Here is a 24800-nt window from a genome sequence, read left to right on the forward strand (position 1 = left end):
GCCCATGTTCGCTGGCATCCTCGGCTTCGAGTGGCGCTACCAGCGCCGCAACCCCGTCTTCTGGATCGCGATCGTGATCTTCTTCCTGCTCGCCTTCGGCGCGACCACGGTGGACCAGATCCAGATCGGCTCGGGCGGCAACGTCCACAAGAACGCGCCCTTCGCGATCGCACAAATGATGCAGATCCTGACGCTGTTCTACATGTTCGTGGCGACGGCCTTCGTCGCCAATGTGGTGGTGCGCGACGACGAGACCGGCTTCGGCCCGATCATACGCGCCACCCGGGTCACCAAGAGCGCCTATCTGTTCGGCCGCTTCGCCGGCGCATTCCTGGCGGCGGCCCTCGGCTTCCTCGCGGTGCCGTTTGCGGTGTGGATCGGCAGCCACATGCCCTGGGTGGACCCGGAGACGCTCGGGCCCAACCAGCTCGGCTATTATCTCTCCGCTTATGTGGTGCTGGCGCTGCCGAACATCCTGCTGACCTCGGCGATGTTCTTCGCGCTGGCGACGATCACCCGCTCGATGATGGCCACCTATGTCGGCGTGGTCGCCTTCCTGATCCTGTTCTTCGTCGCGACTCTCGTGCTTGATCGCAACCCTGCCTATGAGCTGGCCGGCGCCTATGCCGAGCCGTTCGGCCTCGGCGCGACCAGCTACCTGACCAAATATTGGACCGCGGCCGATCGCAATACGCTCACCATCCCGCTCGCCGGGCTGGTGCTGTGGAACCGGCTGATCGTGCTCGGCGTCGCAGCCGCCGCGCTTGCCCTGGCCTATGCCCGATTCGGCTTCTCGACCCGCCCGTCCAAGCAGGCGCGCAAGGCCGCCAAGGCCGCGGCCGCAGTGCCCGAGACGGTCGAGGCCCCCCGCCCCGCCGGCCCGCTGCCGACGCCGCGCTACGACCGCGCCGCCGCCTGGACCCAGCTCGTCGTGCGCACGCGGCTGGAAATGGCGCAGGTGTTCAAGAGCCCGGCCTATTTCGTGCTGCTCGCGCTCGGCCTGTTCAACGCCATGGCGTCGCTCACGGACCTGGGCGAGGTCGTCGGCACGCCGGTGCTGCCGGCAACGCGGGTGGTGATCGATCTGCTCAAGGGCGCCTTCGGGCTGATCCCGCTGATCATCGCCATCTATTATGCCGGCGAACTCGTCTGGCGCGAGCGCGATCGCAAGATGCACGAGATCGTCGACGCCAGCGCGATCCCCGACTGGGCCTTCGTGTTGCCCAAGGCGCTGGCGGTGACGCTGGTGCTGTTCTCGACGCTGGTCGTCAGCGTGCTGGGTGGCATGATCATGCAACTGGTGCATGGCTATAGCCATTTCGAGCTGGGCAAATATCTGCTCTGGTACGTGCTGCCGGAGACGGTCGACTATGCCCTGCTCGCGGTGCTGGCGGTGTTCCTCCAGGCGCTGAGCCCGCACAAGTTCGTCGGCTGGGGGCTGATGGTGGTCTACATCATCGGGCGCGTGACGCTGGGCAATCTCGGCTTCGGCGACGTGCTGTACAATTATGCCCAAGGCCCGCGCGTGCCGCTGTCCGACATGAACGGCCAGGGCAATTTCTGGATCGGCGCCTGGTGGCTGCGGCTCTACTGGTCGGCCTTCGCGGTGCTGCTGCTGGTGCTCGCCCATGGCCTGTGGCGGCGCGGCACCGAGACGCGGCTGCTGCCGCGCCTGAAGCGCCTGCCCCGCAAGCTTGGCGGCGGCGCCGGCCTGATCGGCGGTGCGGCGCTGGCGGTGTTCGTGGCGACGGGCGTGTGGGTCTATATCAACACCCATGTCTGGAACGTCTATCGCACGCCGATCAGCGACGAGCGCGAACTCGCCGACTATGAAAAGACGCTGCTGCCGTTCGAGAAGGTGCCGCAGCCGTCGGTCGCGGCGGTGCGCGTCGCGGTGGACATCCGCCCGCAGCAACCCGGCCTGACAGCCGCGGGCCGCATGACACTGGTCAACCGCACGGGCAAGCCGCTCGATGCCATCCATGTCCGCATGGGCGATCGGCTGACCAGGCTGGTGTCGGTGACGATCCCGGGCGCCAGCGTCGCCAAGGACTATCCACGCTTCCAGTACCGCATCTACCACCTCGCCACGCCGCTGGCGCCGGGGGCAACGACCACGCTCGACTTCCGCACTGAACGACGCCAGCGCGGCTTCGCCAATGGCGGCAACGACACCCGCGTCGTCAGCAACGGCACCTTCGTCAACAATGGTGAATTCGTGCCGGTGCTGGGCATCGAGCGGTCCGGCATGCTGCAGGATCGCGCCAAACGCCGGAAGTACGGCCTGCCCTCCGAACTTCGCCCGCCGAAGCTGGAGGATCTGGCCGGCACCCGCTTCAGCGCCTTCCACACCGACTGGATCAAGACCGACATCACCGTTGCGACCGATGCCGACCAGACGCCGATCGCACCGGGCGACAAGGTTGGCGATCGCACCCAAGGCGGCCGCCGTACCGCGCGGTTCGTCACCTCGGTGCCGATCCTGAACTTCTACTCGGTGCAGTCGGCCCGCTATCAGGAGAAGCACGTCCACCACAACGGCATCGACCTGGCGGTCTATTACGACGCCCAGCATGGCGCCAATGTCGACCGGATGCTCGCCGCCTTCCGCCACGGGCTGGACTATTACCAGCCGGCATTCGGGCCCTATCAGTTCCGCCAGGCGCGGATCATCGAGTTCCCGGATTACGCCCAGTTCGCCCAGGCGTTCGCCGGCACCATGCCCTATTCGGAAGGCATCGGCTTCATCGCCGACCTCTCCGACCCCGAGAAGATCGACTATGTCACCTATGTCGCGGCGCACGAGCTGGGGCACCAATGGTGGGCGCACCAGGTCGTCCCCTCCGACAACCAGGGCGCGACCATGGGGGTGGAGACGCTCGCCCAATATTCGTCGCTGATGGTGATGGAGCACCTGTACGGACGCGACCAGATCCGGCGCTTCCTCAAATATGAGCTCGATCGCTACCTGCGCAGCCGCGGCGGCGAGGTGATCGAGGAACTGCCGCTCGCCCGGGTCGAGAACCAGCCCTATATCCATTATCGCAAGGGCAGCCTCGCCATGTACCGGCTCAAGGATGAGCTGGGCGAGGCGCGGGTGAACGCGGCGCTCAAGCGCTATGACGCCCGGTGGCGCTTCCAGGGTCCCCCCTACCCGCGCAGCCTCGACCTGATCGCCGAGTTCCGCGTCGGCGCCACGCCGGCCGAGAATGCGCTGATCACCGATCTGTTCGAGCGCATCACGCTGTACGACATCAAGACCCGCTCGGCGGTGGTGAAGAAGCTGCCCGACGGCCGCTGGCGGACCACGCTGACGATCGAGGCGCACAAGCTCTATGCCGACGGCAAGGGCAAGGAGACCGAGGCGCCGATGGTCGAGCGGGCCGAGTTCGGCGCCTTCGCCGCGATGCCCGGACGCGGCAGCTTTGCCGCCAAGGACGTGCTGGTGCTGCAGCGCCTGCCGATCCGCACCGGCGTGCAGACCATCACGCTGGATACCAAGGCGAAGCCGGCGTTCGCGGGTGCGGATCCGTACAATGTGCGGATCGATCGCAACTCCGACGACAATGTGATCGCGACCAGCGGGGGCTGAGGAACCCGCTGGCATCACGACCCGGGGGATCGGGCGCTGTTCGAGGCGCTTGATCCCCCCTGCCCTTGCCCCTAGACGCTGCCGGGAACCAACCTGTCTCAGGAAAGCGAGCTTATGGCGAAGATCAAGGTAGCAACGCCCGTCGTGGAGATCGACGGCGACGAAATGACGCGGATCATCTGGGAATGGATCCGCGAGCGCCTGATCCGTCCGTACCTCGACATCGATCTGAAGTACTATGACCTCTCGGTGCAGAAGCGCGACGAGACCAACGACCAGATCACCATCGATTCGGCCAATGCGATCAAGCAGTACGGCGTCGGCGTGAAGTGCGCGACGATCACCCCGGACGAGCAGCGCGTCGAGGAATTCAGCCTCAAGAAGATGTGGAAGTCGCCCAACGGCACCATCCGCAACATCCTGGGCGGCGTGATCTTCCGCGAGCCGATCGTGATCTCGAACGTCCCCCGCCTGATCCCGGGCTGGACCAAGCCGATCGTCGTCGGCCGTCACGCCTTCGGCGACCAGTACAAGGCGACCGACTTCAAGGTGCCCGGCAAGGGCAAGCTGACCATGAAGTGGGAAGGCGAGAATGGCGAGACGATCGAGCACGAGGTGTTCGACTTCCCGCAGGCCGGCGTCGCCATGGGCATGTACAATCTCGACGAGTCGATCCGCGATTTCGCGCGCGCCTCGATGAACTATGCGCTTGGCCGCAACTGGCCGCTGTACCTGTCGACCAAGAACACGATCCTCAAGGCCTATGACGGCCGCTTCAAGGACATCTTCGCCGAGGTGTTCGAGACCGAGTTCAAGGACCAGTTCCAGAGCGCCGGCATCGTCTACGAGCACCGCCTGATCGACGACATGGTCGCCTCGGCGCTCAAGTGGCATGGCGAGTTCGTCTGGGCCTGCAAGAACTATGACGGCGACGTCCAGTCGGACCAGGTCGCGCAGGGCTTCGGCTCGCTGGGCCTGATGACCTCGGTGCTGATGACCCCGGACGGCAAGACGATCGAGGCGGAAGCGGCGCACGGCACCGTCACCCGCCACTATCGCCAGCACCAGCAGGGCAAGGCGACCTCGACCAACCCGATCGCGTCGATCTTCGCCTGGACCGGCGGCCTCAAGTATCGCGGCAAGTTCGACAACACCCCCGAGGTGACCCGCTTCGCCGAGACGCTGGAGCGCGTGTGCATCGAAACCGTCGAGAGCGGCAAGATGACCAAGGACCTCGCGCTGCTGATCGGCCCGGACCAGGCCTGGATGACCACCGAGCAGTTCTTCGAGGCGATCCGCGTCAACCTCGAAACCGCGATGGGCAGCTGGCAGTAAGCCGCCTTCCCCTCAGGAAAGCTACGAAAAGCCCGCCTCTGGCGGGCTTTTCTACTTGCAATGCCGGGCCTCGCATCGTCTCTAGAGGGCATGACCGAGCGAGCAAAACCCGCCACCGGCCATCGGCCCTTCTGTTCCTCCCATCCCCGCCCCGCGGCCGCACCTCGCCACCGGGACATCGCATGCTGAGCCTGTCCAATCATGGCTTCAGCGACACGCTGGTAATTCTCGGCGCCGCGGGCCTTGTCATTCCCGCCTTTGCGCGCTTCCGCATCAGCCCGGTGATCGGGTTCATCCTCGCCGGCCTGCTGGTCGGGCCGTTCGGGCTCGGCAGCCTGGTCGGCCAGGCGCCGTGGCTCTATTACCTGACCATCTCCGACGCGCACTCGATCGAGCCGTTCGCCGAGTTCGGCATCATCCTGCTGCTGTTCTCGATCGGGCTCGAGCTCTCGTTCAAGCGGCTCTGGGCGATGCGCGCGCTGGTGTTCGGCACCGGCGCGGCCGAGCTGTTCGGATCGGGATTGATCCTTGCGGCGCTGCTCTATCTTACAGGACTGAGCACGGGCGGCGCGATCGGGCTGGGTCTCGCGCTCGCGCTTTCCTCCACCGCGCTGGTGATCCCGATCGCGGGTACGACCAGCCCCGTCGGTCGCGCCGCCTTCGCGATGCTGCTGTTCGAGGACCTCGCACTGGTGCCGATCATCTTCGGCCTCGGCGCGATGGCGCCCAATCCGGACGGCGCAGGCGTCACCAAATTGCTGACGACGCTGGGGATCGGCGCCGCGACCGTCGCAGTGCTGTTCGTCGGCGGCCGCATCGTGCTGCCGCGCATGTTCGCCCAGGCAGCCCGGACCAAGAGCCCCGAGCTCTTCCTCGCCGCCAGCCTGCTCGTCGTGATCGTCGCCAGCCTCGCCACCACTGCCGCGGGACTTTCCCCGATCGTCGGTGCGCTGATCGCGGGCCTGCTGATCGCCGAGACCGAATATCACGGCGAAGTCGAAGCGATCACCGCGCCGTTCAAGGGCCTCGCGCTCGGCGTGTTCCTGCTCACCGTCGGCATGCAGCTCGACCTCGGCTTCGTCGCCGCGAACTGGGTCGCGCTGTTCGGGGCGAGTATGCTGGTGATGGTGGTCAAGGTCGCGGTGACGACGGTGCTGCTGCGCTGGTCGGGCGCACGCATGGGCACGGCGGCGGAAACCGGCGTGCTGATGGCGAGTCCGTCCGAGACCACGCTGATCGTGCTCGGCGTCGCCGGGGCCGCCGGGCTGATCGCGCCGGGCACCGCCGCGTTCTGGAGCGCGGTCACTGCGATCGGCCTCACCGCCACCCCGCTGCTCGCCAAGGCGGGCCGTGGCGCCGCGCGCAAGATCGAGGGCAAGAACGGCGCGCAGTTCGCCGAGGAAGACCTCGCCCAGGTCGAGGGAGGCACCGTGGTGATCGGCTTCGGCCGCGTCGGCCGCACCGTCGCCGAGATGCTGCGCCGGCATGACAAGCCCTATGTCGCCGTCGATGCCGATATCGACAGCGTCGTGCGCGGCCGACGCGCCGGCTTCCACGTGCTGTTCGGTGATGTCACCCGAAGCGAACTCGTTGATCAGCTGCAGCTCGGGCGCGCCAAGGCGCTGGTGCTGACGATGGACGATCCGGTGCTGACCGTGCGGCTGACCAAGCGGGTGCGCGGCTGGGTGCCACACTTGCCGATTATCGCGCGCGCGCGCGACGCGACCCACGCTGCCGAGCTCTACCGCGCCGGCGCCACCGACGCGGTGCCGGAGGCGATGGAAAGCTCGCTCCAGCTGTCCGAGGCGCTGTTGGTGGATTTGGGCCTGGGCGTCGGACCGGTGATTGCATCGATCCACGAAAAGCGCGACGAGATGCGCCGCTCGATCAAGGAAGCCGCCGGTCTGCAACGCGACCCGCGGCTGACACGGTCGCGGCTGAACGCCACCGCCGAACCCGACAAGGTCCAACCATAATGCTCCTACCCCTCGCCCTCGCCCTGCTCGCCCCTGTTCAGGCGGAAGCCGTTCCAGATCCGCTCGCCCCGGCCAAGGCCGGGCGCATCCGCTGCATCGACCCCGATCGCAGCGCGCGCACCTGTGGCACGATCGTCCGCTACACGCTGCGCGGCGACGGCAATTTCGACGCGCTGGTGACCGGCGTGGTCAATCGCGACCCGGTGATCGTGCTGGAATATGCGACCTTCGGCCAGGTCCGCGACGGCATGGTGTGCAGCCGCATCCGGCCTGCCGACTTCAACAGCGGCAAGCTAACCAGCAACGGCACGGCGCTCAGCCCGGCGCTGGAGTCGAACACGCGCCTCAAGCTGATGGAAGCGCTCCAGCCGCTCGCCGGCCATGAGCGCTGCTACCGCGACGCCGGCGCGGGCGAACTGACCGTCAACGTCACCATCGACGGCCTGCTGCGCCCGGACATGAGCCAGACGGCGATCTGGGTGCTGCCCGAGGACGGCTACGCCCCCGGGCGCTGACCCCGTCAGGCGGCGACCTGGGCTTCCGCCAGCGCCGCCTTCACCGCCGCGAGCGCATCGGCGCCCTTGGCACCGTCCGGACCGCCGCCCTGCGCCATGTCCGGACGGCCGCCGCCACCCTGGCCGCCGAGCACCGCCACCGCGACCTTGACCAGGTCCACCGCGCTGACGCCGATCCCGTCGCTGACGCCGACGGCGACCGATGCACGGCCCTCGTTCACCGCGACCAGCGCGACCACGCCGCTGCCGATCCGCGCCTTGGCCTCGTCGACCGCGCCGCGCAGCGCCTTGGCTTCCAGCCCGTCGAGCACCTGCCCGACGAAGTTGATGCCATTGACCTGCTCCGGTCCCGCCGGGGCAGCCCCCGCCCCGGCGCCGAGCGCCAGCGCCTTCTTGGCGTCGGCCAGCTCGCGCTCGAGCTTGCGGCGTTCCTCGACCAGCGCGGCGACGCGCGCGGGCACGTCGTCGGGTGCGGTCTTGAGTGCGGCCGCGGCCTCACGCAGCCGCTCGTCGCGGGCGTTGAGCCACAAGCGCGCGCCCTCACCGGTCAGCGCCTCGATGCGGCGGACGCCCGAGGAGACGGCGCTTTCCGAGACGATCTTGAAGATCGCGATGTCGCCCGTCGCATTGACGTGCGTGCCGCCGCACAGCTCGACCGAATAGGACGCATCCTCGCCCAGCCCCATCGACAGCACGCGGACCTCGTCGCCATATTTCTCGCCGAACAGCGCCATCGCACCGGCCGCGATCGCGTCGTCCGGGGTCATCAGCCGCGTCTCGACCGTGCCGTTGTGGCGGATCTGCGCGTTCACATCGGCCTCGACCAGCGCGATCTGCTCGGGCGTCAGCGCCGAGGGGTGCGAGAAGTCGAAGCGCAGCCGCTCGGGCGCCACCAGGCTGCCCTTCTGGCTGACATGGGTGCCGAGCCGCTTACGCAGCGCCGCATGCAGCAGGTGGGTCGCCGAATGGTTGGCGCGGACCTGGTCGCGATGCTCGACATCGACCGAGAGGTGCACCGCGTCGCCGACCGCGACTTCGCCGCTCTCGATCTTGGCATGGTGCGCGTGCAGGCGACCCAGCGGCTTGGAGGTATCGTCGACCAGCGCGCGCAGCTTGTCGCTCGAGATCACGCCGACATCGCCCATCTGGCCGCCGCTCTCACCATAGAAAGGCGTCTGGTTGGTGAGGATGGTCACCGTGTCACCGGCAACCGCCTTCTCCACCCGCGCGCCGTCCTTGACCAGTGCGACCACCTGGCCTTCGCCCTGCGTGCCCGAATAGCCGATGAACTCCGTCCCGCCGAGCTCGTCGGCGAGGTCGTACCACAGCTCTTCCGACGCCTTCTCGCCCGAGCCCTTCCAGGCCGCGCGGGCGGCGCGCTTCTGCTCGGCCATGGCGGCATCGAAGCCGGCGCGGTCGACGGCGATCTCGTTGGCGCGCAGCGCGTCCTCAGTCAGGTCATAGGGAAAGCCGAACGTGTCGTAGAGCTTGAACGCAGTGGCACCCGGCAGCGTGTCGCCGGCCTTGAGCCCCTGCGTCGCCTCGTCGAGCAGGCGCAGGCCGTTGGCGAGCGTCTGGCGGAAACGGGTTTCCTCCTGGAGCAGCGTCGCCTCGATCAGCGGCTGCGCGCGGACGAGTTCGGGATAGGCGGCACCCATCTCGGCGACCAGCGACGGCACCAGCCGGTGCATCAGCGGATCCTTGGCGCCGAGCAGATGGGCGTGGCGCATCGCGCGGCGCATGATGCGGCGGAGCACATAGCCGCGGCCCTCGTTTGCCGGCAGCACGCCGTCCGCGACGAGGAAACCCGAGGAGCGCAGGTGATCGGCGATCACGCGGTGGCTGGCGACCTGATCGCCCGTCGCCGAGGTGCCGGTCAGCGCCGCCGACTGGTCGATCAGCGCCTTGAAGGTGTCGATGTCGTAATTGTTGTGCACGCCCTGGAGCACCGCGGCGATGCGCTCCAGCCCCATGCCGGTGTCGATGCTCGGCCGCGGCAGGTCGCCGATGATCTCGTCATTCTCCTGCACGAACTGCATGAAGACGAGGTTCCAGATCTCGACGAAGCGGTCGCCATCTTCTTCGGGCGAACCCGGGGGGCCGCCATAGATATGCTCGCCGTGATCGTAGAAGATTTCCGAGCAGGGGCCGCACGGGCCGTCCGAGCCCATCGCCCAGAAATTGTCCTTGGTCGGGATGCGGATGATCTTGTGGTCGGGCAGCCCGGCGATCTTCTTCCACAGGTCGAACGCCTGGTCGTCGGTGTGGTACACCGTGACGGTCAGCTTCTCGGCCGGGATGCCCCATTCCTTGGTGAGGAGCGTCCAGGCATGGGTGATCGCCTGCTCCTTGAAATAGTCGCCGAACGAGAAATTGCCGAGCATTTCGAAGAAGGTGTGGTGCCGGGCGGTATAGCCGACATTGTCGAGATCGTTATGCTTGCCGCCCGCGCGCACGCACTTCTGGCTGCTCGTCGCGGTGCTGTAGGGACGCGATTCCAGGCCGGTGAACACGTTCTTGAACGGCACCATGCCCGCATTCACGAACATCAGCGTGGGATCGTTGTGCGGCACCAGCGGCGCGCTGGGGACGCGGGCATGGCCCTGGCCCTCGAAATAGTCGAGAAACGAGCGGCGGATATCATTGGTCGACGTCATGAGGCCGACTTAGGGGCGCGCGGGCTTTCGCTCAAGCGAAACACGTCGATCACGCTGATCGTTCCGCATTCGCATTTACCAGGCCCGCGCGGCCAGCGGTTCAGCCCATCGGCTGATCGATCGAGACCGGCGGAGTCGAGAACCATTTGGGCCCGCTTTCCGTCATGTGGAAGCAATCCTCCAGCCGCACGCCGAAGCTGCCGGGGATGTAGATGCCCGGCTCGTTGGAAAAGCACATGCCGGGGGCCAGCGGCGTCTTCTCGCCGCGCACGAGGTTGACCGGCTCGTGCCCGTCCAGCCCGATGCCATGCCCGGTGCGATGGGACAGGCCGGGTAGCTTGTAGTCCGGCCCATAGCCCAGCGATGCGTAATAGCCGCGCACCGCGTCGTCGACGCTGCCCGCCGGCGCGCCGAGCTTGGCCGCGGCGAAGGCCGCCTGCTGGCCCTTCGCAACCACATCCCACACCTTGCGCTGTTCTGCGCTTGCGGTGCCATGGACGAAGGTGCGCGACACGTCGGACTGATAGCCCATCACGTTGCAGCCGCAGTCCATCAGCACGATGGCACCGTCGCTCACCGGCGAGGGGGTCTTGGTGCCGTGCGGATAGGCCGCACCCTCGCCGACCAGCACCATGCTGAACTCGGGGTCGCCGCCCAGCTTGCGCGTCGCCGCATCCATCAGCGCGGAGACGTCGCGCTGGCGCATCCCCTTCTCCACTCGAGCATATACAAAGCGATAGGCGGCGATTGTAATGTCGGTTGCGAGCTGCATCAGCGCGATCTCGGCCGGGCTCTTGATCATCCGGCAGCCGCGCACCACGGGATTGGCCGAGGTGACCCGCAGCCCATTCTTCTGCAGCCCGTCCACCGCGAAGAAGCGCACCGTCTCTTCGATGCCGACGGGTCGCCCGGCGAGCTTGCGATCCTTGAGGAAGCCCGAGACGATCTTCAGCGGATCCTCGTCCTCCTGCCACACGCGCACCTCGGCGGGGATCGCCAGCGTCTCGCGGGTACGGGGCTCCTCGAAGAAGGGCGTGACGATGCAGGGCTCACCTTCCGCCGGCAGGATCGCGGCGGTCAGCCGCTCGCTGCGGCCCCAGCGAATACCGGTGAAATAGACCAGGCTCGCCCCCGGCTCGATCAGCACCGCGCCGATGCCGTTCGCCTGCATCAGTGCCTGCGCCCTGGCGAGTCGCGCCCGGCGCTCCTCGGGGCCGATCGGGCGGGCATTGCCGGTCATGTCGTGCAGCTGGTCGAGGTCCGGCTCGGCGGCGCGGACGATGCCCGGCATGCCCAGCAACGGCAGCGCCGCCATCGATCCCAACAAGCTGCGGCGAGTCGTTCCCAGATCCATCGTCATGCGCCCCTCGTCTTTTACCATCAGCTCGGATCGGGTAGGATGAAGCAGGGGCAGACGGCAAGGGGCACGTGTCCGCCGCGACAGGGGACTTGGATCATGCGTGTTCTAGCCATTGCGCCGGCGTTGCTCTTGCTCGGTGCGGCACTGCCACCGGCCTCGGGTGTGACGACCGCCGCGTTCAGCCCGCATTGGTGCGGCGACGCGGTGCAGACCGGCGAACGGCCGACGATCCTGCGCGGCTATGGCCAGGGCGGCTTCCCGGTCCGCACCGGCAACCCCGAGGCACAGGCTTTTTTCAGCAACGGCATGCAGCTGGCACATGCCTTCGCGCACAAGGCTGCGGTGAGCGCGATGCAGGAGTCGCGTCGGCTGGACCCCGATTGCGCGATGTGCAGCTGGGGCGAGGCCTATGCCGCCGGGCCCACCATCAACTATCCGATCGACGATGCCGAGCGGAAGCGGCTGGCCGAAGTGACCGCCAATGCCGAGCGGCTCGCCGCCGACGGCCCGGAAAAGGAACGCCGCCTGATCGCGGCGATGAAGCTGCGCTATGCCGGTGACGCCAAGCAGGGCAACAAGGGCTTTGCCGAGGCCATGGATGCGCTCGCCCGCGCCTATCCGGACGATGATTCGATCGCGGTGGTCGCCTCGGACGCGCTGCTGATCGCCTCCGACGCCAAGCCCGACCAGATGGCGCGGCCGGTGGCGCTGCTGGAGACGGTGCTCCAGCGCAATCCGGACTATGCCCCGGCCATCCATTTCTACATCCACGCGACCGAGATTGCGGGCTTCCCCAAGCGCGCCGAGCCCTATGCCGATCGGCTGGCCGGCATTGCGCCCGCGGCCAGCCACCTCGTCCACATGCCCTCGCATACCTATTACTGGGTTGGCCGCTACGAGGATGCGGCGGCGACCAATCAGAAGGCGGTGGAATTGGGCTTCGCCAACGCGCGCCGGCTGAAGCTGGCGGAGCCGGACGGCGTCTGGACGCTCGCCTATCACGGCCACAACGTCCAGTTCGGTATCGGCGGTGCGCTGATGGCGGGCGATGCCGAGCGCGGGCTGGCGATCGCGCGGCCGCTGGTGGCGATGGGCGCGCGCGCCCCGAAGCTCGATCCGTACAAGCAGGCCGTCCTCGGTCAGGGGTATATCGCCATTGCCCGCTTCGCGCCGCTCGCCGAGACGCTGGCGATCGCCGCGCCGGCCAAGGACGCCGCCATCGGGCAGGCGCTCTGGCATTATGCGCGCGGCGAGGCCTATGCGCGGGCCGGCGATCGCACCGGGCTGGAGGCCGAGGCGCGGGCGATGCCGAAGAAGATCAAGCCCGATCCGCTCGAGGGCAGCGCCACCGCCGCGATCACCGTTGCGCGACTGGTGCTCGAAGGTCGCATGGCGATGCTGGACAACCGCCCGGACAAGGCAGCCAAGGCCTTTGCGCGTGCCGCCGCGCTCGAGGAGGCCAAGCCGCTCGCCGAATGGACCGATCCGCCGCTTTGGTGGTATCCGGTGCGTCGCGACCTCGCCGCCGCGCTGCTGGCGCAGGGCAAGAGCAAGGAAGCGCTTGCCGAAATCGAGGCGTCGCTGCGCCATCGCCCGTTGGACCCGGTGGCACTCGCCACGCGCAGCCAGATCCAGGCGAAGCTCGGCAATGCGAGCGCTGCCAGGGGCGACCGCGCGGTCGCGTTGGCGCACTGGCATGGGACAGCCGTCACGCTCGGTTAATCCCGCGGGCTTGACCCGGGCGCAACAATCCCCTTCCCTCCCGCGACGATTCTTCAGGGAGCATATGTGGGTAAACGACTAACCTGGTTCATCCTGGCAGCGCTGCTGCTGGGCGGGCTGATCGGCTGGGGGCTGAACCTCGGCTATGGCGGTACGGACGCGGGCAAGGCGACGCTCGAATCGATCGCCTATGGCCTCGACATCCCCACCCAGATGTTCCTGCATCTCATCAAGATGATCATCGCGCCGTTGGTGGTCTCGACGCTGGTCGTCGGCATCGCGCATATGGGCGGCGGCGGCGCGATCGGGCGCGTTGGCCTCAAGGCGTTCTTCTGGTTCGTCTGCGCCAGCCTCGTGTCGCTGACCCTGGGCCTGATCCTGGTGAACCTGCTTCATCCCGGCACCGGGCTGCATTTGCCGCTGCCGCCGGCCAATGCGTCGAGCGGCGTCGATCGCTCGGCCTTCGACGCGGCGAAGTTCTTCACCCATATCGTGCCGACCAGCGCCATCGAGGCGATGGCGAGCAACGACATCCTCCAGCTGGTGATCTTCTCGCTGTTCTTCGGCGTCGGCATGGCGGCGGTGGGCGACAAGGCCAAGCCGCTGCTGCGCGGGCTGGAGGCTTTGGTCTCGGTGATGCTGACGGTGACCGGCTATGTGATGCTGTTCGCGCCGGTCGCGGTGTTCTGCGCCGTCGCGCGCACGCTCGCGACCAAGGGACTGGGCGTGGTCGGCGACCTCGCCTTCTTCATGGGCAGCTTCTATATCGGCCTTGCCGCGCTGTGGGCGGTGCTGCTCGGCGCCTGCTTCCTGGTGATCGGGCCGCGCACCGGCCTGCTGTTCCGCTACCTGCGCGATCCGATCCTGCTCGGCTTCTCGACCGCATCGTCGGAAGCGGCCTATCCGCGCACGCTCGACGCGCTCGACCGGTTCGGCGTGCCGCCGCGCATCGCCAGCTTCGTGCTGCCGCTCGGCTATTCGTTCAACCTCGACGGCTCGATGATGTACATGACCTTCGCGTCGATCTTCATCGCCCAGGCATACGGCATCCACCTCGACTGGGCGACGATGATCCAGATGCTGCTGATCCTGATGGTCACCAGCAAGGGCATCGCCGGCGTGCCGCGCGCCAGCCTGGTGGTGATCACCGGCACGCTGGCCCATTTCAACATCCCCGAGGCGGGCGTGCTGCTGATCCTGGCGGTCGACCATTTCCTCGACATGGGCCGCACCGCCACCAACGTCGTCGGCAATGCCGTGGCCGCGGCGGTGGTGGCGCGCTGGGAAGGCAAGCTCGACGACCCCGACGAAGCCGAACCGGCAGTACGGCCGCTCCCCGCCGGAGGACCGCACGACGCCAGCAAGTTCGAGGACTATGCCGGTAGTTGAGCGCTCCCGGTCACATCACGCATAGGCATAGGGCCCGCCCGCCTTCAGCGCGCGCTGATAGGCCGGGCGGGCATGGATCTTCTCCAGGAACGCGGTGATGTGCGGGCGGCCGTCCAGAATGCCGGCGCGCTTGACCGCCGCTTCCATGGGGAAGCTCATCATCACATCGGCCGCGGTGAAGCTGTCGCCGGCGAACCAGGGCCGCTGCGCCAGTTCGGCTTCGACATAGTCGAAATGCACCTCCGCCATCGGCCGGAACTTCTTGAGGCCTAGCTTGCCGAAGAACGGCACGCGGCCGAGCACCAGCATCACCAGGAGCGGCGGCATCAGCGAGCCCTCGGCATAATGGAGGAAGTGGCGGTAGCGCAGCGCATCCTCGCGGTTGGCCGGCGCGCCGAGCTTCCCCTCCGCCTTGTCGACCAGATATTGCAGGATCGCACCGGTCTCGGCGACCACCGTGCCATTATCCTCGATCACCGGCGATTTGCCGAGCGGATGGACCTTCTTCAGCTCGGGCGGAGCGAGCATCGTCGCCTTGTTGCGCTCGTAGCGCTTGACCTCATAGGGTAGCCCGAGCTCCTCGAGCAGCCAGAGCACGCGCTGCGAACGCGAATTTTCGAGATGATGGACGATGATCGTCAAGTCGGCCCCTCCGATGGGCGCGGCGTTGCGCCGTCGCCTTCTGCACAGGCCTGCAGCTTGCGCGACGGCGGGCCGCCGCGCAAGCTGGGCCGGTAGCGATCAGGTGAGCGTGCGCACCTTCGGCTCGCGGTCCCAATAGCGCTGCTTGGCGGCATCGACGAAACCGGCCAGATCGGTGACGCCCTCGTCGGGCTCCACGCCCGCCTTGTCGAGCAGCGGCTGGGCGGCGGCATTGGCGCCGATCGCCTTGAGATGGCCGAATGCGTCCATCACCCACTGCACCGCCGCACCTTCCTTGACGAGCTTGGCCGCGGCCTCTTCCGACAGGATCACCGCGCAGGCATCCACCGTGACCGAAGGCTGACCGAACAGCTGGGCATCGGCGGCGATCTTCGACCCGTCCGAGAGCGGGACCTTGCCCACCTTGGGCGCGATCGTCATCGCATTGCCGCCGGCGGCCTTGATCGCGTCCTTGAGCGTCGTCAGGTCACCCGCATCCGTGCCGTCGGCGATGAGGATGCCGACGGTGCGGCCCTCCAGCGTGTGGATCTCGCGCGGGCCGCGGATGATCCGCAGCGCCGGCGACGGGTCCATGTCGAGCACCGGCGCGGCGGTGGGCGAAGCTTCGGGCAGGTCCATGGCGAGGCCATCGGTGACGCGCTGGGCCAGCGTTTCGTCGACATTGCGCAAATTGGCCATCATTTGGGTGCGGATATGCTCGAGGCTGACCTTGGACAGCTCGAACACCAGCGCCGAGGCGATGTGCGCCTGCTCGGCCGGGTCCATCGAGCGGAAGAACAGCCGCGCCTGGCTGTAGTGATCGGCGAAGCTTTCGGCGCGGATGCGCAGCTTCTGGCCCTGCTCTTCCGCCGGGAAGGTCTTGTAGCCCTTTTCCGGATCCTCGCGCGCGCCGCCCTCCTCGCCGGCCTTGGCGAGGCTGTTGGGCTCGTAATTGGCGCGGCCCTTGGGCACCGCCATCTGCATGTGGCCGTCGCGCTGCTGGTTCATGAAAGGGCAGCCCGCCGCTTCGGCGCGACCCTTGGCGGCGTTGATCGGCAGCTGGTGGAAATTGACCGAGCCCAGGCGCGACAGCTGGGTGTCGGTATAGCTGAACAGCCGCCCCTGGAGCAGCGGATCGTTGCTGAAGCCGATGCCGGGAACGACATGGCTGGGCACGAACGCCGCCTGCTCGGTTTCGGCGAAGAAATTGTCCGGATAGCGATCCAGCACCATCTTGCCGACGATCCGGACGGGGAGCACTTCCTCGGGGATCAGCTTGGTCGCGTCGAGCACGTCATAGGGCTGCGCGTTGGCGAAGTCCTCGTCGAACAGCTGCACGCCCAGTTCCCAGGTCGGATAGTCGCCGCGCTGGATCCGCTCGAACAGGTCGCGGCGCTGGAAATCGGGGTCGGCACCGGCGATCTTCACCGTCTCGTCCCAGATCGTCGAGGCGAGGCCCGCCTTGGGTTTCCAATGGAACTTGACGAAGGTGCTCTTCCCTTCCGCATTGATGAAGCGGAAGGTGTGGATGCCGAAGCCTTCCATCGTCGCGAAGCTGCGCGGCAGCGTGCGGTCGGACATCGCCCACATCACCATATGGGTCGACTCGGGCATCAGGCTGATGAAGTCCCAGAAGGTGTCGTGCGCGGTCGCCGCCTGGGGATAGCCGCGATCGGCTTCCATCTTCGCCGCGTGGATCAGGTCGGGGAACTTGATCGCGTCCTGGATGAAGAAGACCGGGATGTTGTTGCCGACCAGATCCCAATTGCCCTCGCGGGTGTAGAACTTCACCGCGAAGCCGCGGACGTCGCGCGGGGTATCGACCGAGCCGGCACCGCCTGCCACCGTCGAGAAGCGCACGAACACCTCTGTGCGCTGGCCCTTCTTCTGGAACAGGTCGGCGACAGTGATGTCCGCCAGGCTGTCGGTGCATTCGAAATAGCCGTGCGCGGCCGAGCCGCGGGCGTGGACGATGCGCTCCGGGATGCGCTCGTGATCGAAGTGGTTCATCTTCTCGCGGAAGATCTCGTCCTCGATCAGCACGGGCCCGCGCGCCCCAGCCTTCAGCTGGTTCTGGTTGTCGCTGATCGGTGTGCCGTGGTTGGTGGTGAGCACCGGATGATCGGCATCGGTCACCTGGTGGGTTTCGCCCCCGGCGGGGGCGTTGCGGCTGTTCTGATCGGTCATGGGAAATCCTCGCAAGCGTGCGAAGACTGAACGAGCCGTGGATCAGGCAGTTGCGCCAGGTTTGTGATCTATGTCGATTTCGGTCGTGGCGGAGGCGCCAGCCGCCGCAACGGCGATCAGCGCCCGGAGCGCCGGTTCGTCGCCGGAAGCGACTGCGCCAAGGCAGACATAGCGGCCGCGCCGCCCCTCGCCCCGCAGCAATCCCGCCGGGTCTGCCAATCCAGCGCCCGCAGCGAAGTGGAGCAACAGGTTGGGCGGATCGACGACCAGACGAAGCACCACCGCGCCCCTATCAGGGGACGCATAGACGAACGTCCGCCCGGTCGCACGGACCAAATTCCGCTCCACCGCCTCGGGCCATGCCGATTGCAGCAAGGCCCGGGCAGCGGTTAATCGGATGGCGAGGTCTGCCGACGACGTGGCAATGCACGCTCCGGCCATCCCCGCCACCGCAGAGGTCATCCGATCAGATATCGTCGTCGGGCTCCGGACCGGCCATCAGACCCTCGGCGACCTGCTCGGTACGGCCGCGGATCGCGGCTTCCAGCCGGTTGCAGACCTCCGGGTTCTCGCGCAGGAAGTTCTTCGAGTTCTCGCGACCCTGGCCGATACGGATGCTGTCATAGCTGAACCAGGCGCCCGACTTCTCGACCAGCCCGGCCTTGACGCCGAGATCGAGGATCTCGCCGATCTTCGAGATGCCCTCGCCATACATGATGTCGAATTCGACCTGCTTGAACGGCGGCGCGACCTTGTTCTTCACCACCTTGACGCGCGTCGCGTTGCCGATGATCTCGTCGCGGTCCTTGATCTGGCCGGTGCGGCGGATGTCGAGGCGGACCGAGGCGTAGAACTTCAGCGCGTTGCCGCCCGTCGTCGTCTCCGGATTGCCGTACATCACGCCGATCTTCATGCGCAGCTGGTTGATGAAGATCACCATGCAGCGCGAGCGGCTGATCGAGCCGGTCAGCTTGCGCAGGCTCTGCGACATCAGGCGGGCCTGGAGGCCGACATGGCTGTCGCCCATCTCGCCTTCGATTTCGGCGCGCGGCACCAGCGCGGCGACCGAATCGACCACCAGCACGTCGATCGCGTTCGAGCGGACCAGGGTGTCGACGATCTCCAACGCCTGCTCGCCGGTATCGGGCTGCGAGACGATCAGCTCGTCGATGTTGACGCCCAGTTTCTTGGCATAGACCGGATCGAGCGCGTGCTCGGCGTCGACGAACGCGGCCACGCCGCCATTCTTCTGCGCCTCGGCGATGACGTGCAGCGCCAGCGTCGTCTTTCCCGAGCTTTCCGGACCATAGACTTCGATCACGCGGCCGCGCGGCAGGCCGCCGACGCCGAGCGCGATGTCGAGCCCGAGCGAACCGGTCGAGATCGCCTCGACCTGCATCGTCTCCTTAGAGCCCAGGCGCATGGCCGAGCCCTTGCCGAAGGCGCGGTCGATCTGCGCGAGGGCGGCGTCGAGCGCCTTCTGCTTGTCCGTGGGATTGGCCATATTGCCGTCGATCACCTTGAGAGATGCTGCCATTGGGAAGCCCCGTCGCTAGAGGGTTTGCACGCCGCGTTCAACACTGTTGGAAATTATGTATCACCTTTGTTCCACTGGAACAAGAGCGGAACACGCTAGAAAATTTGCAGCGGTGCGCAGGGCTGGCTAGCGATACGGGATGACCATGATCGTCGGCCATGTCTCCGCGCTCGCCCGCTTCCCGGTGAAATCCATGGCCGGAGAGGCCCTTTCGCTTGCGGAGTTGGACTGGCAGGGCGTCGAGGGCGACCGCCAGTACGCCTTTGTTCGCGCGCAGAATGGCACGCGTTTTCCGTGGCTTACTGCGCGGGAGGTGCCGGGCATGGTACTCCACCGGGCGCGCTTCTCCGACCCGGCCGCGCCCAAGACCAGCGCGATCACGGTCGAGGCCCCCGACGGTGGTATCCGCGCGCTGCACGACCCCGGCCTGCATGCCCATATGGCGGAGGCGGCGCGCGAGCCGGTGTCGCTGATCCAGGTGGCGCGCGGCGTCTATGACTCGATGCCGGTCTCGCTCCAGACCAGCGCCGGCCACCGCGCGCTGGAGGCCGCGCATGGCGGGCGGATCGACCCGCGCCGCTTCCGCATCAACGTGACGATCGAAAGCGAATTGCTGCCCGAGCAATGGCAGGGCTTGCGCCTCGCCTTCGGGGACCCGAGCGAGGACGGCGCGATCGTGCAATGCGCCGATCCGATCCAGCGCTGCGTGCTGATCACGATCGATCCGGACACCGGCGCCAAAGACCCGACGATCCTGCGCACCGTCGCCCAACGCTTCGGCGCCTGCTACGGGCTCTACTCGGCGCCGGCGCGACCCGGGCTGATCCGCGTCGGCGATCCGGTGCGCATCCTCGCCTGAAGCGGAGGGGCCGAAGCCCCTCCCCCATCCGTCACTTCCCCGCCTTGCCCGTCCACTGGTCCATCCAGCCGAGCACCTCGCCATACCATTGCAGCGAGTTCTTGGGCTTGAGCACCCAGTGGTTCTCGTCCGGGAACACCAGCAGCTTGGACGGGATCTCGCGGCGCTGGAGCGCAGTGAAGGCGGCGAGGCCCTGGGTATAGGGAATGCGGAAGTCCTTCTCGCTGGTGATCACCAGCTGCGGGGTCTTCCAGGCGCTGACATAATTGACCGGGTTCCAGCGCTCGAATGCGCCGGGGTCCTCGAAATAGGCCTTGCCGCCATGTTCCCACTCGTCGAACCACAGCTCCTCGGTTTCGTACGCCATGGCACGGGCGTCGAACACGCCGTCATGCTGGACGATGCACTTGAAGCGATCGGGCCACTGGCCCTCGATCCAGTTCATCATATAGCCGCCATAGGAGGCACCGAGCGCGCAGGCCTTGTCGCCGTCGAGGAAGGCGAAGCGATCGGTCGCCGCACGCAGGCCCTTCTTCAGGTCCTCGAGCGGCGATCCGCCCCAATTGTTGCGGATCGCATCGGTGAAGGCCTGGCCATAGCCGGTCGAGCCGTGGAAATCGACCGCGACCACCGCATAGCCAGCACCTGCGAACACCGCCGGGTTCCAGCGGTACGACCAGCTATTGCCCATGCTGCCCTGCGGCCCGCCATGGACGATGAACGCGATCGGCGCCTTGGCACCCGCCGCCAGCCCCGCCGGCTTGGCGACATAGCCCCAGACCGTGTCGCCATTGGCGCCGTTGAAGCTGTAGCGGGTGACCTGGGGCATCGCGATGCCAGCCAGCTTCCCCGAATTCACCGTCGTCAGCCGGGTGCTCTTCTTGCCCTTGAGCCAGTAGAAATCGTCCGGCGCGGTAAGGCTGTTCATTGCATAGACGAGGCCGCCCCTGGTCGGCACTACGGCTGAGACGCTGCCCTTCTGGGTCAGCCGCTCGACCTTGCCTTCCAGCGAGACTGCGAAGACGGGCTCTTCCTGCACGTCCTGCGCGGTGACGTAGATCGTCTTCGAGTCCGCGCCCCAGGCGATCGAGGCGACCGAGCGATCCCAGTTGGCTGTCAGCGAACGCACGTCGCCGGTGGCGAGGTTGCGTAGCATCAGTACCTGGCGATCGGCCTCATAGCCGGGCCGCGCCATCGCGAACCAGGCGAGCCACTTCCCGTCGGGCGAAGGTGTCGGCAGATTGTCCATGCCGCCATTGCCCTTGGTGAGGTTCACCGGTGCGGCCGAACCGTCCGCGGGTGCGGCGAAGATATCCAGATTGGTGGAGAGCGACTCGATCCGCCCCGCCTCACGCAGCGCGAAATAGATGGTCTTCCCGTCGGCCGACCAGGCGACTTCCTCACCGCCGCCATAGGGCCTGGAGGGCGTGTCGCCGATCAGCCCGCCCTCGATCGCGACGCCGTCACCGGTCGCGCCTTGCGACCCGAAGGGCAGCACGAACAGCTGCGAGCGGGTGCCGTCCGCCCATGTATCCCAGTGGCGCACGAACAGCTGCTGGTAGACGCGGCCCGAACCGGCATTCGCGTCCTTCTTCTCCATCGCAGGCGTGATCGTCGGTGCGCCCGGCTTGCGATCGGCCCAGACGAGCAGCTTGGCGCCGTCCGGCGAGACCTTGAAGCCGCTGAAGCCGCCCTGGATATGGGTCAGCTGGGTCGGGGTGCCGCCGGTGATCGCCACGCCCCACACCGCATCCTCGCCACCCTTGTCGGACTGGAACCACACGGTCTTGCCGTCGGCCGAGAATTGCGGCGCGGTTTCGTTGACCAGCGGCTCGGCGACCAGCTTCTCGGGCCTGGCGCCCTTGGCGGTGAGATCCAGCCGCCACAGGTCATAGCGCCCCTTGTTGGCGGCAAGATCGGTCTCGCGCTGCTGCCAGACGAGCCAATGGCCGTCGGGCGAGACGGCGGGCGCCCCCACGCGGGAGAGGCCGACAACGTCCTGGATGGTGAGGTCTCGCGCCGATGCGGGCGCAGCGATGGCGGCGAGCGCGACGCTCGCGACGAGGAACTGCTTCATGGCGGCGACGATAGCCGGAAGGTAACGCCGGATACAATCGCCGGATGTGCGGCTCAGCGGCTGCCGGTGATCCGGGCGATCTCGCGCGCGACGATCTGCTCGACCAGCTGGGGCAGGTTCTGGTCGAGCCAGTCGCGCAGCATCGGCTTGAGCATCTCGCGCACCAGTCCCTCCAGCGTGTCCGATCCCGCCACCTGCGGCTTGACGATCAGCCGCGACAGCGCCTCGAGCTTCTCGCGGCTGGCCTCGGCGACGCGATCGGAGAGGATCGGGTCGACCGGAGCCGCGACCGGCGCAGGTTCTTCCGCGATCGGCTCGTGCAGTTCCAGCACGTCCTCGTGCGGCAGCTCCACCAAGGCGTCCGCTGGCTCGGGCGCGTCCTCGACCTCCGGCTCGGGCACCGCGCGCAACGAGCGGCCGCGGGCGAACGCGCCGGGTTCGTCATCGGCGATGATCCGTTTGATCGATGCGAGGATCTCCTCCATCGACGGCTCGCTGCTGGCAGTCCCCATCGCGTCCATCCTGACGTTCGAGTGCGAACCCCCTCAATCAGGGATTGGGGCGGTCGCTGTCAACCGGACGCTGCAGCGTCGGGTCGAGCGGCGCGCCGATCACCTCGGCACTCTGCGCTGGCGTCGACCGGGTGCTGGTCGCCACCGGCTGGGGCGCCTTGTCGTCGCGCCAGTCGTTGATGCGGTTGCGCACCCGCGCATAGTTCACGCTGGGATCGTAGAGCAGGCGGCTGTCGAAATTCAGGTCCTTGGCTTGGGCGCGGCCCATCGACGCAAGCAGGCTGAACCCGGCGACATAGGCGTCGCGCTCGGCGGTGACATATTGGACCTGCGAGTTGAGCAGTTCCTGCTCGGCGTTCAGGATGTCGAGGATGGTGCGGGTGCCGACGCTGTTCTCCGCGCGTACGCCTTCGAGGCTGAGCTGGTTGGCCTGCACCGCGGTGCGCGACGATTCGATCACGCGCAGCGCCGCCTGGTAGCTCGCATAGGCCGAGCGCGCCTGGGCGATCACGCCGCGTTCGGTGAGCGTCACGGTCTCGATCGCGGCACCTTCGCGCGCCTGCGCCTGGCGGACCTGCGCCGCGGGGCGGCCGCCCTGGAACAGCGGCAGCGAAACCTGCACGCCCACCGTGGCAGTGGTCGCCGTAGGGGTGAGGCCGGCGCGGCGGCCGATGTCGCCGACCGAGCCGAGATAATTGAGATAGGTGCCGCCGGCGCCGACGCTCACCTGCGGCAGGCGCCCCGCCTTCGCGACGCGGGTGTCATAGCGCGACGCATCGCGGGCGAGCTGCGCTGCCTCCAGAAACGGATTGTTGGCGAGCGCCACCTGCTCGGCGGTCTGCACGTCCTGGGGCAGATTGGGCAGCGCCGGCGGCGGCGCGAGCACGCCCGGCGGGGTGCCGACGACCTGGATATAGGTTTCGCGGCTGCCGATCAGCTGTGCCTCGGCGCTGCGCAACTGCGACTGGGCGAGCGCGAGCCGCGCCTCGGACTGGGCGACGTCGGTGCGGGTGAGGTCGCCCACCTGGAAGCGGTCGCGGGTCGCCTGGAGGTTCACCTCGAGGACGTGGACGTTTTCCTGGTTGAGGCGGACGATCGATTCGTCGCGGATGACGTTGAGATAGGCAGTCACCGTCTGGGTGAAGATGTCCGCCTCGGCCCCGCGCAGATTGGCGCGGCCGGCATTCACGCGAACCTCGGCGGCGCGCACCGAATTGCGGATGCTGCCGCCGCTGTAGATGGGCTGCGAAAGGTTGATGCCCAGCTGCGCCTGGCGCGATGGCGTCAGCGCCGTCGCGTTGGTATTGTACAGGCTGTCATTGGCGCTGCCGGTGGCGTTGAGGCCGGGCAGACCCTGCGAGCGGGCGATCGGAACATTCTCGTCATTGGCGCGCTGGTTGGCGCGCTGGGTCTGAATGTCCGGGTTGGTCGCATAGGCCTGGGCCAGCGCGTCCTGCAGCGTCGTGGTCGGCGCGGCGGTCTTGGCGCCGGGCGCGGGCACGTCCTGCCGGCCGCTGGGCGCGGTCTGGGCGAACGCGGGTGCCCCGAGGGAAACGAGGCTCACACCAATGAGCAAAATGTTCAGTCGCATGAGCCCCGCTTTTAAGGTTAAAAGGTAAATTTTCTCGGTTTTTCAAAGCCCGGCAGCGTCGCCACTTCGATGTCCAGGAAATCCGCCAGACCGAAGCCCCCCTCGGTACGACGGCCGAGTGCCAGTCGCGTCACGCCGCGGTCGATCACGCCGGTGACGATGCGGCCGCCGACCTTGACCTGATCGATGATCGCCTGCGGCAGTTCCTCGACGGCGCCGTCGATCACGATCAGGTCGTACGGCCCGCGCGCAGCCCAGCCGGCGTTGAGCGGGCCCTGGACCAGCTCGACATTGGCGGCACCGGCGAGCCCGCCGCGCGCGATGGCGACCAGCGCCGGCTCTTCCTCGAGTGCTACGACCGAGGCGACCAGCGGCGAGAGCAGCGCCGCGGCATAGCCGCCGGCCGCGCCGACCAGCAGGACATGGTCGCTGGGCTGCAGCTCCGCCTCGGTCAACAGCCGGCCCGTCGCCAGCGGCGAATCGTGGCTGCGGCCATTGCCGAGCGGCAGCAGCGTGTCCCGATAGGCGAGCGCGCGCTGCTCCGGCGGCAGGAATACTTCGCGCGGGACTTGCGACATCGCCGTCACCACGCGAGGATCGTTCACTGCGTTGGTACGCAGCTGGCTCGCCACCATGGCGTGGCGCATCGCTTCGAAACGGGGCGCTTCGAGGGGCGCAGGGTCGACCATAAGGGCCATCATCACTCCGCTTGTCGCACAACCGTATTAGTTGTGCAATACACTTGTTGCTGTCTCAGGGCTTCTATCGCGGAGTACGGGGCTCGCCAAGCGAGTGCGACGTTATTTTGAAACTCTGTTGACATTGCCCCCACCCCAAGGGCATTTGCCG

At 67.3% G+C, this 24800-nt stretch carries 17 protein-coding genes; 7 read left to right on the forward strand and 10 right to left on the reverse strand.

Annotated elements, in window-relative coordinates; all coding sequences use genetic code 11:
* The first annotated feature begins 4 nt into the window (after positions 1-4).
* The 4 genes from BM009_RS07200 (at position 5) to BM009_RS07215 (ending at position 7418) form a co-directional block, all read left to right on the forward strand.
* A complete protein-coding gene (locus BM009_RS07200; protein WP_093295052.1) occupies positions 5-3592 on the forward strand; it encodes an ABC transporter permease/M1 family aminopeptidase in 3588 nt (1195 codons plus the stop codon).
* A gap of 114 nt (positions 3593-3706) precedes the next feature.
* On the forward strand, positions 3707-4927 hold the full coding sequence (locus BM009_RS07205) for an NADP-dependent isocitrate dehydrogenase (protein WP_093295053.1): 1221 nt from the start codon (positions 3707-3709) through the stop codon (positions 4925-4927).
* 182 nt (positions 4928-5109) lie between these two features.
* On the forward strand, positions 5110-6903 hold the full coding sequence (locus BM009_RS07210) for a cation:proton antiporter domain-containing protein (protein WP_093295055.1): 1794 nt from the start codon (positions 5110-5112) through the stop codon (positions 6901-6903).
* Positions 6903-7418, forward strand: coding sequence for a hypothetical protein (locus tag BM009_RS07215; RefSeq protein WP_093295056.1), 516 nt, complete (start codon positions 6903-6905; stop codon positions 7416-7418). Before BM009_RS07210 ends, BM009_RS07215 begins: the two co-directional genes overlap by 1 nt.
* 5 nt (positions 7419-7423) lie before the next feature.
* Here BM009_RS07215 and alaS read toward each other — a convergent pair whose 3' ends face one another.
* Together alaS and BM009_RS07225 are read right to left on the reverse strand one after the other, a co-directional pair.
* Positions 7424-10075 (reverse strand): alanine--tRNA ligase, encoded by a 2652-nt coding sequence (alaS, locus tag BM009_RS07220; protein ID WP_093295058.1) that lies wholly within the window; start codon positions 10073-10075, stop codon positions 7424-7426.
* 100 nt (positions 10076-10175) lie between these two features.
* Positions 10176-11435, reverse strand: a complete 1260-nt coding sequence (locus BM009_RS07225) for a M24 family metallopeptidase (protein ID WP_254772185.1) — start codon at positions 11433-11435, stop codon at positions 10176-10178.
* A gap of 96 nt (positions 11436-11531) precedes the next feature.
* On the opposite strand from BM009_RS07225, the gene BM009_RS07230 reads away from it, so the two are divergent.
* Together BM009_RS07230 and BM009_RS07235 are read left to right on the forward strand one after the other, a co-directional pair.
* The gene (locus BM009_RS07230; RefSeq protein ID WP_093295059.1) at positions 11532-13157 is read left to right on the forward strand and encodes a tetratricopeptide repeat protein; all 1626 of its coding nucleotides are present in this window, start codon (positions 11532-11534) and stop codon (positions 13155-13157) included.
* 66 nt (positions 13158-13223) lie between these two features.
* Entirely contained in the window at positions 13224-14546 is a 1323-nt protein-coding gene (locus BM009_RS07235; RefSeq protein ID WP_093295061.1) for a dicarboxylate/amino acid:cation symporter, read from the forward strand.
* A gap of 15 nt (positions 14547-14561) precedes the next feature.
* Here BM009_RS07235 and BM009_RS07240 read toward each other — a convergent pair whose 3' ends face one another.
* The 4 genes from BM009_RS07240 to recA form a co-directional block, all read right to left on the reverse strand.
* Positions 14562-15188, reverse strand: a complete 627-nt coding sequence (locus BM009_RS07240) for a glutathione S-transferase family protein (RefSeq protein WP_093295062.1) — start codon at positions 15186-15188, stop codon at positions 14562-14564.
* Between the two features lie 99 nt (positions 15189-15287).
* Entirely contained in the window at positions 15288-17375 is a 2088-nt protein-coding gene (locus BM009_RS07245) for a catalase (protein WP_093295064.1), read from the reverse strand.
* Positions 17376-17417: 42 nt separating this feature from the next.
* Complete coding sequence (locus tag BM009_RS07250) at positions 17418-17837, reverse strand: hypothetical protein (protein WP_254772186.1); 420 nt, start codon at positions 17835-17837, stop codon at positions 17418-17420.
* A 4-nt stretch (positions 17838-17841) separates the two neighbouring features.
* Entirely contained in the window at positions 17842-18912 is a 1071-nt protein-coding gene (gene recA, locus BM009_RS07255) for a recombinase RecA (RefSeq protein WP_093295065.1), read from the reverse strand.
* A gap of 139 nt (positions 18913-19051) precedes the next feature.
* Between recA and BM009_RS07260 the strand changes: the two genes are divergently transcribed.
* Positions 19052-19771 (forward strand): MOSC domain-containing protein, encoded by a 720-nt coding sequence (locus BM009_RS07260; RefSeq protein ID WP_093295067.1) that lies wholly within the window; start codon positions 19052-19054, stop codon positions 19769-19771.
* Between the two features lie 31 nt (positions 19772-19802).
* Here BM009_RS07260 and BM009_RS07265 read toward each other — a convergent pair whose 3' ends face one another.
* The 4 genes from BM009_RS07265 to BM009_RS07280 are packed head-to-tail and all read right to left on the reverse strand — an operon-like array spanning position 19803 to position 24652.
* Positions 19803-21848, reverse strand: a complete 2046-nt coding sequence (locus BM009_RS07265) for an alpha/beta hydrolase family protein (RefSeq protein WP_093295068.1) — start codon at positions 21846-21848, stop codon at positions 19803-19805.
* Positions 21849-21901: 53 nt separating this feature from the next.
* On the reverse strand, positions 21902-22360 hold the full coding sequence (locus BM009_RS07270) for a DUF2497 domain-containing protein (RefSeq protein ID WP_175487937.1): 459 nt from the start codon (positions 22358-22360) through the stop codon (positions 21902-21904).
* 37 nt (positions 22361-22397) lie between these two features.
* Positions 22398-23951 carry a TolC family outer membrane protein gene (locus BM009_RS07275; RefSeq protein ID WP_093295070.1) on the reverse strand — a complete coding sequence of 518 codons (1554 nt, stop codon included), beginning with the start codon at positions 23949-23951 and terminating at the stop codon, positions 22398-22400.
* Between the two features lie 17 nt (positions 23952-23968).
* Entirely contained in the window at positions 23969-24652 is a 684-nt protein-coding gene (locus tag BM009_RS07280; RefSeq protein ID WP_254772187.1) for a protein-L-isoaspartate O-methyltransferase family protein, read from the reverse strand.
* Between the last annotated feature and the right edge of the window lie 148 nt (positions 24653-24800).

The sequence above is a fragment of the Sphingomonas sp. NFR04 genome, from assembly GCF_900114095.1.
In the GTDB taxonomy this organism is placed as follows: Bacteria; Pseudomonadota; Alphaproteobacteria; order Sphingomonadales; family Sphingomonadaceae; genus Sphingomonas.